15 protein-coding genes are annotated in these 16350 nt (G+C 41.6%); 7 read left to right on the top strand and 8 right to left on the bottom strand.

What is annotated here, in order from left to right; genetic code table 11:
• Positions 1–41: 41 nt before the first annotated feature.
• Positions 42–1328, bottom strand: coding sequence for a citrate synthase (locus GVN20_RS27935; RefSeq protein ID WP_166561500.1), 1287 nt, complete (start codon positions 1326–1328; stop codon positions 42–44).
• A 189-nt stretch (positions 1329–1517) separates the two neighbouring features.
• Positions 1518–2834, bottom strand: a complete 1317-nt coding sequence (locus GVN20_RS27930) for an amidohydrolase family protein (RefSeq protein WP_206023391.1) — start codon at positions 2832–2834, stop codon at positions 1518–1520.
• Positions 2835–2994: 160 nt separating this feature from the next.
• Here GVN20_RS27930 and GVN20_RS27925 point away from each other — a divergent pair, with 160 nt between their 5' ends.
• From GVN20_RS27925 to GVN20_RS27895, 7 genes are all read left to right on the top strand, one after another.
• Positions 2995–3585, top strand: a complete 591-nt coding sequence (locus GVN20_RS27925) for a TetR/AcrR family transcriptional regulator (RefSeq protein ID WP_166561499.1) — start codon at positions 2995–2997, stop codon at positions 3583–3585.
• Between the two features lie 4 nt (positions 3586–3589).
• Positions 3590–4498, top strand: coding sequence for an alpha/beta fold hydrolase (locus GVN20_RS27920; RefSeq protein ID WP_166561498.1), 909 nt, complete (start codon positions 3590–3592; stop codon positions 4496–4498).
• A 5-nt stretch (positions 4499–4503) separates the two neighbouring features.
• Positions 4504–5040 (top strand): DinB family protein, encoded by a 537-nt coding sequence (locus GVN20_RS27915; RefSeq protein ID WP_166561497.1) that lies wholly within the window; start codon positions 4504–4506, stop codon positions 5038–5040.
• A 323-nt stretch (positions 5041–5363) separates the two neighbouring features.
• Entirely contained in the window at positions 5364–5966 is a 603-nt protein-coding gene (locus GVN20_RS27910) for a hypothetical protein (protein WP_162794133.1), read from the top strand.
• A gap of 253 nt (positions 5967–6219) precedes the next feature.
• A complete protein-coding gene (locus tag GVN20_RS27905; protein ID WP_166561496.1) occupies positions 6220–6357 on the top strand; it encodes a hypothetical protein in 138 nt (45 codons plus the stop codon).
• On the top strand, positions 6357–8354 hold the full coding sequence (locus GVN20_RS27900) for a YcaO-like family protein (protein ID WP_166561495.1): 1998 nt from the start codon (positions 6357–6359) through the stop codon (positions 8352–8354). The genes GVN20_RS27905 and GVN20_RS27900 overlap by 1 nt, the downstream gene beginning before the upstream one ends.
• Positions 8355–10226 (top strand): asparagine synthetase B, encoded by a 1872-nt coding sequence (locus tag GVN20_RS27895; RefSeq protein WP_166561494.1) that lies wholly within the window; start codon positions 8355–8357, stop codon positions 10224–10226. It begins immediately after the preceding gene.
• An 84-nt stretch (positions 10227–10310) separates the two neighbouring features.
• Here the strand turns inward: GVN20_RS27895 and GVN20_RS27890 are convergent, their stop codons facing one another.
• The 6 genes from GVN20_RS27890 to GVN20_RS27865 form a co-directional block, all read right to left on the bottom strand.
• A complete protein-coding gene (locus tag GVN20_RS27890; RefSeq protein WP_166561493.1) occupies positions 10311–10679 on the bottom strand; it encodes a hypothetical protein in 369 nt (122 codons plus the stop codon).
• 116 nt (positions 10680–10795) lie between these two features.
• Positions 10796–11917 (bottom strand): serine hydrolase, encoded by a 1122-nt coding sequence (locus GVN20_RS27885; RefSeq protein ID WP_166561492.1) that lies wholly within the window; start codon positions 11915–11917, stop codon positions 10796–10798.
• A 345-nt stretch (positions 11918–12262) separates the two neighbouring features.
• A complete protein-coding gene (locus GVN20_RS27880) occupies positions 12263–12631 on the bottom strand; it encodes a nuclear transport factor 2 family protein (protein ID WP_166561491.1) in 369 nt (122 codons plus the stop codon).
• 272 nt (positions 12632–12903) lie between these two features.
• Complete coding sequence (locus GVN20_RS27875; RefSeq protein WP_166561490.1) at positions 12904–13587, bottom strand: hypothetical protein; 684 nt, start codon at positions 13585–13587, stop codon at positions 12904–12906.
• Between the two features lie 306 nt (positions 13588–13893).
• A complete protein-coding gene (locus GVN20_RS27870) occupies positions 13894–14232 on the bottom strand; it encodes a phage holin family protein (protein ID WP_114460824.1) in 339 nt (112 codons plus the stop codon).
• 102 nt (positions 14233–14334) lie between these two features.
• Complete coding sequence (locus GVN20_RS27865) at positions 14335–16143, bottom strand: ABC transporter ATP-binding protein (RefSeq protein WP_166561489.1); 1809 nt, start codon at positions 16141–16143, stop codon at positions 14335–14337.
• Positions 16144–16350: the final 207 nt, after the last annotated feature.

Raw genomic sequence — 16350 nt, 5'->3', positions numbered from 1 at the left:
GGGTTTCCCTGGCGCTCTTGCTGTTTACACTTGTTTATGATTTATCTTTCATTCATCGGAACAAAAGACCGCAATGTTGCTCCAGTGTAAATCTGACGCGGACGACCGATGGGTTCTTTGTTTTCGCGCATTTCTTTCCATTGTGCAATCCAGCCCGGCAGACGCCCTAAGGCAAACATCACCGTGAACATATTGGTGGGAATACCGAGAGCCCGGTAAATGATTCCTGAATAAAAGTCAACGTTTGGATACAAACGACGGCTTACGAAGTACTCGTCGTGCAATGCGGCTTCCTCTAATCCTTTGGCAATTTCCAAAACGGGGTCATTAACGCCTAATTTTGCCAATACATCGTCGGCTGCTTTTTTGATGATTTTGGCCCGTGGGTCAAAATTCTTATAAACACGGTGACCAAAACCAAACAAACGGAAACCGCTAGTTTTGGCATTTTTAGCCATGTCTACGTATTTGGCTACATCGCCACCGTCGGCTTTGATGTCTTCCAGCATTTCGATTACTTCTTGGTTGGCGCCGCCGTGGAGTGGTCCCCATAGGGCGCAGATACCCGCCGAAATGGAAGAATAAATGTTGGCTTTTGACGATCCTACCAAACGGACGGTCGAGGTCGAGCAGTTTTGCTCGTGGTCAGCGTGAAGAATCAACAATTTATTTAATGCCTTAGAAACCACAGGGTCTACTTTGTATTCTTCAACTGGCAACGCAAACATCATGTGAAGGAAGTTTGAGCAATAATCCAAGTCGTTTTTAGGGTAATTGACGGGATGACCTTGTGATTTTTTGAACGACCAAGTAGCAATCGTTGGCAATTTTGCCATCAATCGAATGATGTGCGTTTCGGTGCTGTCGGGGGCCTTATCGTCATAAGAATCAGGATAAAAAGCGCTCATGGCACTTACCAATGAAGACAAAACGCCCATCGGGTGCGCATTGACAGGAAAGCCTTCAAAAATCTTGCGCATGTCTTCGTTGACTAGCGTATGCGTCCGGATTTCGTGCTCGAAGTTTTCGTATTGAGATTGGGTCGGTAATTCACCGTAAATCAACAAATAGGCCACTTCTAAAAAAGTAGCTTTTTCGGCCAATTCTTCAATTGAATAGCCACGATAGCGCAAAATGCCTTCTTCACCGTCCAAAAAAGTGATGGCACTTTTGGTGGCTCCGGTGTTTTTGTATCCACTATCAATGGTAATATAGCCCGTTGAATCCCTTAATGAATTAATATCAATTGCTTTTTCTTGCTCAGTTCCTTGGGTGGTCGGAAATTCGTACGTTTTTCCGTCTACTATGAGTTGGGCTTTATCTGACATACAGTGGTGGTAGGTTAAAATATTCGATGGATTTGGGATAAAGGTACAATTTTCATAAAAAACTTTTTTCTATGAAACTTTATAGGGTAATTATTTCAAAATTTCTTGTTAAAAAGAAATAGACGAGGGCTAAATAGCTCGAAAACAAAAGATTTACTTAAAGGTTTTTTAACCCATTTGGGGCCACTATTATTTAGCAGACTTCGGGCTAAGACTGGGTTCATTGCGAAAAATCTCTCCATTTTTCATCACAAATTTTATCTTTCTAACATCGCTGATGTGCTCTTCTGGACGGCCTTCTACCGCAACTAGATCGGCCCAAAAGTTGGTTTTGACGTTTCCTAATTGGCTCAAATGAAATACGTTTGCATTGACGGACGTGGCCGAGCGCAGTACGTCAAGGGGCTTCATGCCATAGTCGACCATCATTTCCATTTCGCGGGCGTTGTCGCCGTGAGAAAACACCCCCACATCGCCGCCGAAACAAATCGTTACGCCCGCGTCAAGTGCCTGCTTAAAGGTAATCCGTTTGTTTTTGATGCGTTCAGGCTCTGGTTCAATGCCTTTTTTCCAGCCTCGGTATTGGCTGACGGCATCGCCTGCTGCTAAGGTAGGGCACAAAGCCACGCCTTTCTCGTGCATGAGCGAAAAAATTTCAGGCGTGCCTGCGTCGCCGTGTTCGAGGGTTTCGCAGCCGCCCAAAATAGCCCGCCGCATTCCTTCCGTACTGCCCGCGTGGGCGATGGTGGGACGGCCGCTGCTGCGGGCGGTTTCGACAATAAGTTTTATTTCGTCTACCAAAAAAGTAGGGCGGGCGTCGCCCATTAACCCCCAACGATAATCAGCGTAAATTTTGACCACATCGGCACCTTTCCCGATTTGCCGACGCACGGCTTGGATGAGGCGGTCGTGGCCGTCGGCTTCTTCGGCACCCTGGGGTACTTCAATGTCGGGGCTGAATCCTTTTGGGGCGTAGCTGCCCGTAGCAATGAGCGCTTTGGTGGCAATAACCATGCGTGGACCGGGGATGATTCCCTGATTGATAGCCTGTTTGAGTCCCACATCGTCAAATTCGGCACCTTCCGTACCCAAATCTCGAACGGTGGTAAAACCTGCCATCAGCGTTTGCTTAGCGTGTAGGGTAGCCCGCACGGTGCGCAACGAACGCGCCTCTTTCAGCACTTGGTCGTCCCAAGTGGTTTCATTATAAGGATGTAAAAATAAATGTGAATGTCCTTCGATAAAGCCTGGCAGTAAGGTACATCCTTTCAAATCAATGATTTGGGGGGCAGATTTGCCCGACGTTTGTAAATTTTTAGCGGCCTCTTCTACGTTTTTGGGTTCGCCCACGGCGATGATTTTTTCGCCTTGCACCAGTACGCTCCAACCTTCGTAGATGGCCGTTCCGTCAAAAACACGGTCGGGTTTTAACAGATACAACTTTTGGGTGAAACCATTCCCCTGAATGAAGAATAAAAATCCAATAAATGCGAGTAATTGTTTCAAGTGCGTAAAGAGGGGGTTAAGTAAGCAAAGGTACTCAAGGACTCATTATCCTGAACCGAAATGGAAGAAGAAAGTTTGAAGAAAATATTTTACCAAACGTTTGTTTGGTAAAATTAAAATTATCTCCAACTTTGTATTTCGAAACTGAATACACCTTACGATGCCGATTCAAAAAGTAACCAAAGAGGAAGTCGTCAACCAAGCGCTTTTGCTCTTTAAAAAGAGGGGCTATCACCGCACCAGCATGGCCGATTTGGCGGAAGCTTGCGGTTTGTTGAAAGGAAGTTTTTACCACTATTTCAGCGGAAAAGAAGCCTTGATGAAAGAAGTGCTCGGGGCCGTTCATTCTTATTTTAAAGCAAAAATCTTTGTGATTGCCTACGATGAAACGCTTTTGCCGCGCGAGCGCCTCGAAAAAATGCTCGCCAAGCAAATCCGGGTGGTATCAAGCACGGAAGGCGGGTGCTTGATGGGAAACATGGCCATCGAAACGGCACTCGTTACGGATGAATTCCGACCCGCTATGCGTACTTTTTTTGAAGAATACTTAGATGCGCTCGCGCACCTATACTCATATAAATATGACGCCAAAAAAGCGCGACAAATGGCCGAACAGGCCATGGTCGAATACGAAGGTGCTTGGGTAATGGTGAAGCTGACCGACAGCTCCCATTATTTACAAGATGTGCTGGAGCGCGCCATGGCTCGTTTTGATGCGGCAGAAAGCAATAACGTTACTGAAAAACAATAAACGAATGAAAGAGCTCAAAATAAACATCCCTACGCCCGATGGATTTGAACTGGCGGGCATCTTGTATGAATACCACGGCGCGCCCAAAGCCGTGGTGCAGTTTAACATCGGAACGGGGATGCGCAAAGGATTTTATACAAATTTTGCGCGGTACTTGGCCGAAAACGGCTTCATCGTTTGCCTCTGGGAATACCGTGGCATGGGAGATTCGAGGCCGTCTGATAAAGAAGATTTTGCCGCCATTACGATGCAAGACTGGGCGATTGACATGCGGGCCGTACTTGATTTTCTGGAGTCAAGGTATCCCGACTGGCCCAAATTGATGATAGGCCACAGCATTGGGGGGCAGCTTGTAGGCCTGATGCCCAACCACCACGTTCTGAAAGGAATGGTCATGATTACGGCTTCGACGGGCACTTGGTGGCGTCATACTTTTCCGTATCGCCTCAAGTCGTATTTCTTTTTTAATATTTTGCCCGCGTTGACGGTTCCTTTTCTGGGGTATGTCCCAGTCAAAAAAATGAAAATTATGGAAGATTTGCCAGGAGCGTTGATGTTGGAATGGCGTGAATGGTGCAATTCCGAAAACTATCTGTTTGATTTTCTGGACAAAAGTATTCCTTATAATGCTTACGACAAACTTGCTTTACCCATCAAGGCCTATTGGACCACCGACGACCCGATTGCCAACGCCGTAACAGTGCCTGCTCTGCTTCGCCATTTTCGAAAAGCTGACATCATGACCGAAGCCATTCGTCCCGCTGATTTTGGGTTGAAGCAAATCGGTCATTTCGGGTTGTTTTCCCGAAAACTAAAAACGCAATTTTGGACCAAAGTCGTGGCAGATTTGGAAGCAATGGTCTCCACGACACTTACCTATAACAATCCCGCATTCAAAAAAACTACTCTTTAACGGCCATGAACAAAACTACCTTGATTGATTTCCTGAACGAAGGCGTAAACGAAGTTGTCGCTTTTGCCTATGCCAGCCCTGCTGAGGCTTTTTATTTTAAGCCTGCCGAAAATGTGTGGTCGGCGGCCGAGAATGTGCAGCATTTATCGCAATCGGTTCAGCCCCTGAACCGCCTTTTTGGTCGCCCCAAAACCTATTTTCTAGAAAAATGGGGGCCTGCCGCTCATCCTTCGCGCTCCTACGAGGAGGTTGTTGGGGCCTATCATGCGGCATTGAACGGCCGCCAAGGAGCCGCAGGGGCGTTTGCGCCCCTGACTCCCACGCCCGACGCCGTGGCGCTGGCGAGTGAATTTAAGCAGGATTATCTCTCCCTCATTGCGCACCTTTCCGAGTGGGATGAGCAAGCATTGGAAGAACACGTGATTCCGCACCCTTTGATGGGACCCCTTACGGTGCGGGAGATGCTCCTTTTTACGGCCTATCATATCCGTCACCATCACCAAATTATGGTGAGTAGGGTGAACTTGGCGCCTCAATTTTAATTGTCAAAATGACGTTTTTGCACATTTTGGTTAGTGAACAGGACTTTAAATAGTTGTACTTTTTCTATTTTCGTTGTACTATTTAAAGAACTTTTCATTTTTGCAAAAAAAATAATTGGACGGAACACAGCGAGGTTTGAATTTTCTGGTTGTATTATTTTAAGATTTGTACTATTCTGAGAAAAGGTTGAAATTGGGTATATGAATTTAACAAGAGGGGGTTTTTGCCCTATTTTTTTGTAATTTAAAACCTCACACCTTTGCATTGTCAAAACGAAGTCATCACAGCTGGTGAGACAAGATGGTACAAAAACAATAAAACAATGAAAAAGAACACAATGCTTCTGTCAATATTTGCCGCCATGTTTTTTGTAAGCACAGGAAACGCAATGGCCGAGAGTCACCTTTTCACAAAAGACGTGAAAATCGTAAAACGCGACGCTAAGAAAGTAGAAGTTCGCGTCAACCAACCTAACGTTGGAATTCTGGATGTAGAGTTAAGAGACAAAGAAGGAGTACTGATATACGAAGGCGAGATCAAAGGTGGCGAAAACGTAGCGACTCAGTTTAACCTGAACGCTTTGCCAAGCGGTGAGTATACCTTGAATTGCTTCAACAACAATTTCTGGTCTTCTCAGCAACTTTCGATCTCAAACGGTAACATTGAAATCAACGAAAACAGCTACAAAGAGTCGTTGGCTCCTAAAGTTGAAATGATTGCAATCAACCGTTTTGAAGTATCAACCGTGGTGAAGAACGTAGCCGACATGGAAGTAATCATTGCTGACCGTGCGGGAGAAGTTGTTTACAAAGGTTATTTATCTACCGCATCACGTTTCAATTTGGGACATTTGCCAAGCGGCGAGTATTCTTTTGAATTTGTAGTAGCCGATAAATCTTTCAAGCAATTCGTTAATGTGAAATAACTCATAATGTCTTCATTCATCAACAAATTACTATAACCACTCCATCTTGACAATTCGATTTTGCGAGAGCCCGTCAGAATATCTGACGGGTTTTTTGTTGTTATAGCCTATAAAGTTGCCTATTGTCTTTCGTAAATCATTTATAGATAATTTTATCAAAAACAAGTTGTACACTTCTTATGGTTTATAAGAGAGAATATACCTATATTTACGGTTTTAGTTAGTTAATATCCCAATAAGTATATTTTTTGTTATGAAAACCCGCAAAACCTTAAACACAAAAAAGAAGTACCAAACTCCTAAGTTGAAAAAATTAGGCAACGTCAAAAATTTAACTTCAGCCACTGGCAGTGGCGATGCCGATGGAATGACAGGTTTATCAGTTTGCTGATGATGAAATGGAATTCCTCTTTTTATTTATTGGGATTCAACAACAAGTCCTTTGTACTGTATGATGGTCATACCCAAAAAACATACAGCAATTCTGTACAGTATCGTATTTTATGTGATTTTTTCGGTAGTGAAGAAGTCACCCTCGACGGGTTAAGAAAAGCCTATCAAAATACGTACTCACTGCCCGAAATACTGGGCGCTTTTTATGGGTTTGTGCAGGATAAAATTATCATTGACAACGCTTTTTTAACGATTGCCATCGAATTTCCCGAAGACACATCTCTCAGAGAGAAAATGGCAAAGCTTGAATTAAAAAGGGTTCAGATGACCGCTGACCAGCATGCATTGACGGTTTTTGTTGTTTCGGATGTATATCATTTACAAAGTGTTGAATTTGCAAAAATCAAGAGTAAACAGTTTACCGTTGTTTGGGCTTTTGCCAATGAATTGAAACTGTTCCCCGTTTTTGATACTTCAGAAACGGGGGCTTTTTTCTGTTTTCTTCATAGAATCAAAAGAGTCTTTTTCAGTCAATTGCTGACTTTGCGCAACTATCCTCTTTCGCTGAACGATTGTTTGTCTACGGCTTCATTGGTGATGGTTTTGGATTACCTGCCTACCTTTATTGATTCCAATGAATCCCAAAATACCCTTTTGATTTTCGACCACGAAAGATTGACCATCGAACGCGCCTATCTATCGCCTCCGCTCTTTCGCTCATTTGCCAAAGGAACGTACGAAATACTTGATGCCCACCAAAAGCCGGCTAATATTCAGGCTGTTTTTGAGCAACTTTCGTTTCACCTTGAAGCACCTTTGGGGTTGGTTGATAAGCTCACATCGCAACAAACACCCCTGGGAGGGTGGGTAAGTACTGGAGGGGTGATCTTCAGGTCTAATCAAATAAATGCTGAAATATTCTTTTCAAGAACAAGGGCAAGCGGCAATGGCTTAACTAAAGAAGAGGCCGAAGCCAAAGCTTTTTGTGAGACGTTGGAAAGATACGCACAGGTTTTTCGTGAACATGAAGATGAGTATATCATTGCCGCTTACAACGACTTGAAGCACAGGGCCATTCACCCCAACGAGATACTTCTTTACAGCCCGACGCAATACCGCCAGAAAAATGCCCGCAGTCATGCGGACGAATTGTTAGTGGAATTTGATGAAAATATCCCCATTGCGTGGAGTAATGTAACGGACAGCGTCGATGACACACCCCGATGCATACCTACTTTCCTGCTGTATCTGGGACGGCCCGCTGAAGATACCGCCTCTGAAACGTTTTTTAAATGGATCACCAACGGTACTGCGGCAGGTTCTACCCTTGATATGGCAAAGCTGTATGCGCTCTATGAACTGATTGAAAGAGATGCCTACGCGATATGGTGGTACAATAGATTGCCGTGCCAGGGCATTGATCTTGCGTATATTGACCATTTGGAGATAGTGAGTTTGGCCCTTGCGGAGCACCAGCGATTGGGCAAAAAAGTATATTTATTTGACATTACCCAAGATATTTCCATCCCGACGGTCGCGGTAGTGTCAGCCTATCTCGATGGCACCTATGTATTGGCCTGTGCTTCAAACATCAGTTTTGAGAAAGCCTGCGAAAAGGCTTTTGGCGAGCTCAATCAGCTCTATGTTCGTCATTTGTCGAAAAAGACCCGTTTAGACGACGGACAAATGCAGGACATAGCCACTGCATTGAATCATCATACCCCGCAAAAACCCGTTTGGTCTTTTGAAAAAGATAACTTGGATATCACCGAAGAGCTAAAAATTGTAGAAACGGAGATAAGAAAAAGAGGACTGAATATATACTATAAAGACCTATCCCGGAGCGATGTTTTATTGCCCGTGGTGAAGGCAATTGTACCCGGCATGAGGGATTTGGATACTCGCTTTGCGCCTGGCAGATTGTATGATGTGGTCAGTGACCTCTACGGCTACGTTCCTGCCGAAGAATCTCTCAGGACTTTTAATCTGTTCTGAATGAAAGGCATCATTGGCATCGTTGGAGGCATCAAGTCCAATGAATTGGAGCGCATGAGCCGTTGTTTGTCTCACCGCGGGCAAGCTACTTTCAAAACCAATGATGTCTTTAGTATAGGACAGCTTAGTAGTTGCCGGGGAGCTACACTTTATTATCAGGATGGCGTTTCGGTCATCTCTGACGCCCGGATTGATAATCAAGCCGAAATCTTAGAAAATATCGGGCTTACAGCGACCCTGAAAATGAGTGAGAATGAGTTGATTTTCAGGGCTTATTCAAAATTAAGTATCAATTTTGTCGACTGTTTGGCGGGAGATTATTCCATCTTTATTGTGGATGAAATTCGGCAAAAAGTGTTCCTCATCAGAGACCATTTAGGCGTACGTCCGCTTTATTACAGCTTCCGGGAGGGGGAGTTTATGGCTTTTGCCTCAGAACCCAAAGCCCTGCTTTCGCTCAATGAAGTTTCTTCGGAACTCAATGAAGAAAAGCTTGAAGAATATCTTCAATGGCCCAGCGACCACAGGGGTTATTCTAAAACGACTTTTTTTCAGGATATTTTTTCGGTACTTCCGGCTACTGTTTTAGAGATAGACATGGATTTGCACCAATCCAAAGAAACCTTCTATTGGAAAATAGACCCTGAACAGTTCAGTCATTTGAACACCGAATCTTTGATTATTGAAGAATACCGCAAAAGGTTTGAAAGAGCGGTAAGCAGGCGATTACAACCGCTCACGGGCGTACAGGTAAGCGGAGGGCTCGACTCAAGCTCGGTGTATAAAGTGGCCGAAAGATATTTATCCAAAGAAAACCTGTTCTCTGTGCATTTTTATCCCAAAGTTGATGAAGCCGATGAGAGAGAATATACCATGGAAGTTGTCCAAAACAACCTCCAAAATCATCATCAGATAGAGCGAAGTGTTGTTTCGCGAGCAAGCATAGATCAGGTTCAAATGCACATTGACCGACCGGATTTGAGCACCATACCAATGTGTGCCAAAATCCTTCCGGAGCTGATAGAATTCAAAAAGAAGGGAGTGACGACCATTCTGACGGGGCATGAAGGCGATACCGTGGTGGATACGGGCTTATTTTATCTTTTTTCGCTTATTTTTAACTTAAAATTCAAAGCATTTGAAGAGACCATCGGAGGTGACCGTAAAACCACACGCGTCAGAAGAGTGTACCTTGTCAAACGAGCTTTTCATAAAAATTACGCAGAAGGCGGACTTTCAGCGGTAGGGCAATTGCTTGTTGCAGTTGTGCATCATCAAACCGTTTCATTCGTTGATTTAATGCGGATAATGGCCTCTTTCGGTTTTGGCAAAGTAAAAAAAATGATTTTTGGAACGGGAACGAAGGCCCCGGCGCAGTTGACAAACTATGTTCCAGAAACGCTTACGGGCGATATACGGGAGCATTTCAGCCGTATTTGCTGTGCCGGAATCATTGATACCAACGAAATACTTAATCTGGCCGGAGCGGCTTTTGGGATTGAATATGCGCATCCTTTTCTTGATAAAGATTTTATAGAATTGAGTCTGATGGTGCCCGGCAGAATGAGAATAAGCCCTCAAGCCATGACGCGGTATCATTTCCGACGGGCAATGACAGGGATTTTGCCCGAAAAAATCAGGTTAAGGCAATCGAAGGTACTTTTTGCTAAAACCATTTGGCTCATCCTTGCGGACATGACCAACGCGTGTATGCAGGAAAATGACTTTGACGCTGTTACAAAAGAAAAATTGCTCCTCATCAAAAAAGGCCTGCAAAATATGAATCATCAAAACTTTGATTTTAACAAAATCAGGAAATTTCAACGACTGCTATTTCTTCAAATGTGGAAAAATCAATTGCAAACTTATTGATGAGAATTATTGCCACTCAAAATTTTAGCCATTGTTGGTGTTATCACCGCCCGGGCGGCCCCGCAACAACCCACTTCTCACTCTTTATGAGGCGATTTTACACAAAAGCCTAACATCAAAAAAGTTATATATTTTCAAATAGATATGCCATAACGTTTGATAGCGTAATGTTTTAGATAGATTTAAATTGTTGGTGATAACACCAACAACGGCATCAAAAGGAGACTGTAATTTATCAAGTTCTCTTGGATTAACATCTTCAGCAAATATTTTCTCATTTAAGCTACCTATCAATGCATTATTAATATATGATAATATTAAGTTCTGCTCCATTTCAATATCTAAATTGATTGAATAATATGGCTCAGATTCTACCAAGCCAAATTTTGAGGGAGATACTGCATGAATATACAAGACATTATCGTATCCTTTAAAAAGTTGTATGAGCTTCATTTTAAGTATTTAAATCACTTTGTTGTTTGGTCACAACAAAGATGAGACGATTCCCATCACTTATTTATTTCCAAACAAGCTCTTAGTTATTGGTGGCATTTTTTTATATTTATCGTTTATTTTTTTTCAATGTTATACAAAATGTTTCTTATTTCGTCTGCTGGCATTGTAACATTATAATGATTTTGAAGGATTATTATTGTCTTGTCATTATCCATGTTTCTTTCAATGTATGTCATATATCCTGGCCAACCTCCACTATGTTTTGCAATTCTTCCAAATTCTTTTGTGTCTAACATTCTCCAACCAAATCCATGTTTTCCGCTTGAACCATCATTTAATAACCCATTTGCAAAAACTTCTTTTAAACTCTCAGCTGAAACCAATTTTGATGTATATAAAGACCTGTCCCACTTTAAAAGGTCAATAACGTTTGAGTTTACAGTTCCATCGCCTACAACCCCGTCTAACCAATATACCATTTTTGTTTTCTCATAGTCATCCGGTAAAACATACTTATTTTGACTTTTTATAAATAAATATCCAAGAGCATAATTTTTAATTTTCTTTGGTGAGAGTCGTCTGTTGTAAACAAATGAGTTTTTCATTTTTAAAGGTTTAAAAACTTGTTCCTTCATAAATTCTGCATAAGTCTGTCCTGATACTTTTTCTATTATCGTAGCAAGTAGAGCATACCCTGTGTTACTATATTCATGCTTAGTATTTGGTTCAAACAAAGCTTTCGGGTTGTACTTACTGAAAAAATCAATAATATCTTTGTTCGTTGCTATTTTGGTTTTGTCCCAAACTTTATCCATTAGTGGCATATAATCCGGAAGTCCCCCTGTATGGTGCAATAGATTTTTTATTGATATTCCTTTATAGTTTGATAGTTCGGGAATGTATTTTGAAATTTTATCGTCTAAATTTAACTTGCCTTTTTCTTTAAGAATTATAATACCCATAGCGGTAAACTGCTTTGAACAAGAAGCTAGCTCAAAAATTGATTTTTGAGTCAGTTTTTCCTTTGTTGTTTCGTTTGCAAGTCCAAAACTACGATTGTAAATAATTTCTCCTTTTTCTGCAATTAAAACGTTGCCATTAAATTTCTGCTGTAAAATAAGTGAATCAAGTAGTTTGTCTATCTTTTGAATTCGTGTTTGGGCTAAGGAAATATTTCCTATTGTTAGGAATAGGAATGCGATGTTTACTTTCAAACCGCTAAATAAGTTTTTCATTGCGTTATACTTTTGCTTTAAATCTTTAATAGATAAATGTAGTTGAAAAGCAAAGGTACAAGATAGCATGATACCTTGCATTGCATAGTATCTTGCATTATTTAAAAATGTGATAAACGGTATGTTTTTAGTGTTGAAAGGAGTTTGTTGTGTTTTCCACTGATCTACTGAGATTTACACTAAAATTACCACCAACGTTTTCGGGCTTTGCGTTCTGGCGGGATTTCGGAGCACAAAACTGTCAACCCAGCACCCAATTGGAAAACTGAAATTGGATTTAAGCACGACACCCCGCATGACACAAAACCCGTGTTAGCGGTTCGTTGTTATTTCGTGTCGGTTATTCTATTGAATTTGAAACCCGCTTCCTGCAATTACTTTCCAAGTATTATTAGTCAATTTCCATACTCTTAAATATCTAAACTTTCCGTCAATAATTTGGTCAGCATATTTTGCTTTTAAATAAACAGTAACTACAACGGTCGAAACATTTTCAACTGTCTTTATGGTTCGGTCACTTGTCGAAATATCGTAAACTGTCATAATACCCGAACGATAATTTTCAATATCCATTTCTTTGGTAATTGCCTGTCCAGTTGGAATATTAAAAATTAGATTGTCGTGTAGCAGTTCATCGAGAACTTGGATGTCACCAGTTTTTAATGCTTCTAAAAGTCTTGTTTCGCATTCAATTATTTGTTCATCTTGTGTCATAGTTTGTAATGTCAATTGGTTTTTTGTCGGCAATCTGTCGTTTGTTACAATGACCGCTAATATCTGTATATACGCAATACTTCGTAGACAAACTGATAAACCTTGTTTATTTTAGCCATTGTTGGTGTTATCACCAACAACCTGACTATCAGTATTTATTAGGTAAAGCACTACAAAAGTTTAACGTTTAAAGCGATATATTTTCGGTAGTTTTAAGTTGTTTATGATAACACAAACAAAAGAGTCAGAATTAAATAATTTTTCCTTTTAAATTATTCAATCATTGGCTTATCAGGTAAGTTAAATTCTATTCCTGTTATACCTATTTTAAGAATAGCATCTTTTAATCTCTTAGAAACAATTATGCCTCCGAAAATAGAATTAAACATGTCAGTGTTTTCATCAAAAATTTTTCCTAACTTTAATTTTTCGGCTTTTTTTGCATATTTAACACTTAAATAATCTTCTTTATTTTTTATTTTTAAATATTGTTTATCTTTCGTTATAAAAGAACCTGTATAAAAAACAGAGTTCTCTATATCAAAATTATCTAAATCAAGAAAAGGTAAATAAAGCACCTTGTAGTCATTAATAATTGAATTTCGATAATAAATTTGACAATCATACAACTCAAAATTTATTTCATATTGCTTTAATGTATGTACGGCTTTAGGGCTTACAGCAAATTGAACACAAGTACTAATGTAATTTAATGAGATAAAATCGGTCAATTTAGCAAATTTTTTCATTTTTATACATTCAAAATACATTCTATAGATTGGAATTTTAAATCTATTTTCAAAAGATGAGAACCAGTTAATTATATTTTCATAACTTGATTCTTTGGCAAATCCCTCTTTTTCTATTTTTGCCTGTGGCATTCCATCTTTAACCCCAACTATTGTTGGAGTTATTGAGTATTGCATCAAGTACCAATTTGAATTATTATAGTTCATAAAAATAGAGTAATTTTATTAGGTTATTAGCCATTATTAATGTTATTACCAACAAACCTGCCTAACTCTTTAACAAGTAATTTTCTACAAAAGTCCAACATTGAAAAGCTGTACATTCTCAAATAGATATGCCGTATAAGTTTTTGATGTGAACACCAGCAACGGCATCAAAAGTTACTTACGCCATCAGAAACAAGGTTGTGAGCAACCTCACGGGCGGTTTTAAGAAACCTACCCCACCAAGTTCAACCAAAAGGGCCTGATTTTCGATAAAATCAGGCCCTTTTTATATTGAAACGTACGCTTTTAGTCCAGAAAAATGCCAACAATGGCTTGCGCCAACGACAGTCCTAAGCTGAACAATAACGCGGCCAAAATGCTAGAAACGCTGAAGCCGTCTACCAGATAATCGCAGAGATAAACAATCAGGATGTTGATGACGAAATAAAACAAACCAAGGGTTAGAATGGTGATGGGCAACGAGAAAAAGAGCAATATCGGTTTTATAAACGTATTGAGCAATCCCATCACGATGGCAACAATAATGGCGGTTTGGGTGGTGTCAACGTAAAAGCCCTGGAGCACGCGGCTGGCGGCTATCACCACAATAGTGCTTACAATGAGGCGTACAATCAGATTTATCATAAAAGAGGAAAGGTTTGGTTTGAAAATGAATAAGGAAAGATTTTCGGTTGTAAAATTAGAAATACTCCCGAAAATCCAAAGGACAATTGTCGGGTATTTCCACTAAACGCCGTCGACCAGTTCAAATTGTAACTTAATCAGGCCCGCATACAGGCCGTTTTCGTTCAGGGCCAGTTCTTCGTGGGTGCCAGACTCAAAGATGGTGCCTTCTTTGATGACATAGATGCAATCTACGTTGCGAACAGTGGCCAGTCGGTGGGCAATGATGATGGTGGTGCGATTCTGCATTAAACGGTCAAGGGCATCCTGTACCAATTTTTCCGACTCGGCATCCAACGAGCTGGTGGCTTCGTCGAGAATCAGGATTTTGGGGTCTTTCAAAATGGCCCTTGCAATGGCAATCCGCTGACGCTGACCGCCCGAAAGTTTGATGCCGCGTTCGCCCACGATGGTTTCCAATTGGTCGGGAAAAGATTCAATAAAGTCGAGGGCGTTGGCTTTGCGGGCGGCTTCCCGAATCTCTTCTTGGGTAGCGTTGGGCTTTCCATAAGCGATGTTTTCGCGGATGGTGCCGCCAAACAAAATGACTTCCTGAGGCACCACGGCGATGTTTTGGCGGTAAGCCGTAATATCAAAGGTCTGAATATCCTGCCCATCTACCGAGATTTTGCCGCCCAGCGGGGTATGATAACGCATCAAAAGTTGCACGATGGTTGATTTTCCAGCGCCGCTATAACCTACCAACGCGATTTTCTGACCAGCAGGTACGTTGAGCGAGACGCCTTTCAATACCTGCATATCGGGTCGGGTAGGGTAGGCAAATTGTACGTTATCAAAAGCAATATTGCCGTTTACCGTAATCGGTTGTACCCGTTGGTGCACATCCACTTCTGATTTTTCGTCCAAAATTTCCAGCAATCGCTCCGAAGCGCCCAAAGTTTTCTGAATCTGGGCGTACATATCGCCCAAACCGCCAATAGAACCACCGATAAACATGGTGTAGAAAATGAAGGTCATCAATTCAGAAAAGGGCATTTCACCGCTTTGTACCAGCGTAGCACCGTACCACACCACCCCGACGATGCCGCCAAACAGCGCAAAAATGATGAATGAAACGAATCCACCGCGAAAACGGGCCGCTTTTAACGAGGCCGTAATAACGCGAGAAAGGGCGTCGCCGTAGCGGTTGATTTCGAGAAATTCATTCGTAAAAGCTTTTACGATTGTCACGGATTGGAGCGTTTCTTCCACCACGACGTTGGCGTTGGCCAGTTCGTCTTGGGCTTTCTTGGAGAGTTTGCGGATGTAGCGCCCAAAAATCATGGCGACTACGATAGCCACGGGAAACGTAGCCAACATAAAAATGGTCAGTTTCCAAGAAATAAAGCAGATAATTACGATACCCACCACCACCGTTGCCAATGAACGAAACAATTCGGCCAAGGTAAATGATAGCACATCCTGCAACGCCTGCACATCGGAGGTGATGCGGCTCATGAGTTCGCCCACGCGGCGTTGTTCAAAAAAAGGAATGGGCAACGATACGATTTTGCCGTATAAAGTACGTCGAATATCGGCCATGCCTTTCTCGCTCACGATGGAGAAAAAATAAATACGCCCAAACGAAAAGAGCGATTGCAGCACCAAAATACCAATCAGAAAAAGAACCACCTGATTGAGCTCATAAGTCGATTTTCCTTCAATCACCGCCACAATTTCGCCAATCAATTTGGGGAAAATAAGGTTGGTCGTGAGCGAGAGAAGCAGGAAAAGGATTCCTACCAGAAATGTGTTTTTATAGGGTAAAATAAATCGAAATATCTTGAGGGCTTTCGACAGACTTTCTTTGTTGAGTTTTCGCTTTTTATCTTCGGGCGACAATTCCACGCCCGTTCCTCTTCCTTTTGCCATTTTTTGGGTTAATTTTATGCTTTAACTGCTAATGTATTGACTGAGCTTATTTTGCTTTTTTCAGACTGTTAAATGGCATACGGATGACACGGATTTAATCCGTGAAAACCCGTGTGCCCAAAGGGATCCGAGCGGCCCGCCGCACATATCTTTGAAGTTCATTGAAATTGTTGGAAAAAGTACAATTTTGGGGTAGTTGTTTGACAG

The sequence above is a fragment of the Runella sp. CRIBMP genome, assembly GCF_009905605.1.
Lineage (GTDB): Bacteria > Bacteroidota > Bacteroidia > Cytophagales > Spirosomataceae > Runella.
This window is presented reverse-complemented; position numbering and strand designations above follow the sequence as displayed.

Bases quoted from the DNA above. Each gene is read 5' to 3' on its own strand.
- GVN20_RS27910 (WP_162794133.1), top strand. From the start codon at position 5,364: ATGAAAAAGAACACAATGCTTCTGTCAATATTTGCCGCCATGTTTTTT.
- GVN20_RS27870 (WP_114460824.1), bottom strand. From the start codon at position 14,232: ATGATAAATCTGATTGTACGCCTCATTGTAAGCACTATTGTGGTGATA.
- GVN20_RS27880 (WP_166561491.1), bottom strand. From the start codon at position 12,631: ATGACACAAGATGAACAAATAATTGAATGCGAAACAAGACTTTTAGAA.
- GVN20_RS27895 (WP_166561494.1), top strand. From the start codon at position 8,355: ATGAAAGGCATCATTGGCATCGTTGGAGGCATCAAGTCCAATGAATTG.
- GVN20_RS27920 (WP_166561498.1), top strand. From the start codon at position 3,590: ATGAAAGAGCTCAAAATAAACATCCCTACGCCCGATGGATTTGAACTG.
- GVN20_RS27890 (WP_166561493.1), bottom strand. From the start codon at position 10,679: ATGAAGCTCATACAACTTTTTAAAGGATACGATAATGTCTTGTATATT.
- GVN20_RS27905 (WP_166561496.1), top strand. From the start codon at position 6,220: ATGAAAACCCGCAAAACCTTAAACACAAAAAAGAAGTACCAAACTCCT.
- GVN20_RS27865 (WP_166561489.1), bottom strand. From the start codon at position 16,143: ATGGCAAAAGGAAGAGGAACGGGCGTGGAATTGTCGCCCGAAGATAAA.
- GVN20_RS27885 (WP_166561492.1), bottom strand. From the start codon at position 11,917: ATGAAAAACTTATTTAGCGGTTTGAAAGTAAACATCGCATTCCTATTC.
- GVN20_RS27915 (WP_166561497.1), top strand. From the start codon at position 4,504: ATGAACAAAACTACCTTGATTGATTTCCTGAACGAAGGCGTAAACGAA.
- GVN20_RS27875 (WP_166561490.1), bottom strand. From the start codon at position 13,587: ATGAACTATAATAATTCAAATTGGTACTTGATGCAATACTCAATAACT.
- GVN20_RS27935 (WP_166561500.1), bottom strand. From the start codon at position 1,328: ATGTCAGATAAAGCCCAACTCATAGTAGACGGAAAAACGTACGAATTT.
- GVN20_RS27925 (WP_166561499.1), top strand. From the start codon at position 2,995: ATGCCGATTCAAAAAGTAACCAAAGAGGAAGTCGTCAACCAAGCGCTT.
- GVN20_RS27900 (WP_166561495.1), top strand. From the start codon at position 6,357: ATGATGAAATGGAATTCCTCTTTTTATTTATTGGGATTCAACAACAAG.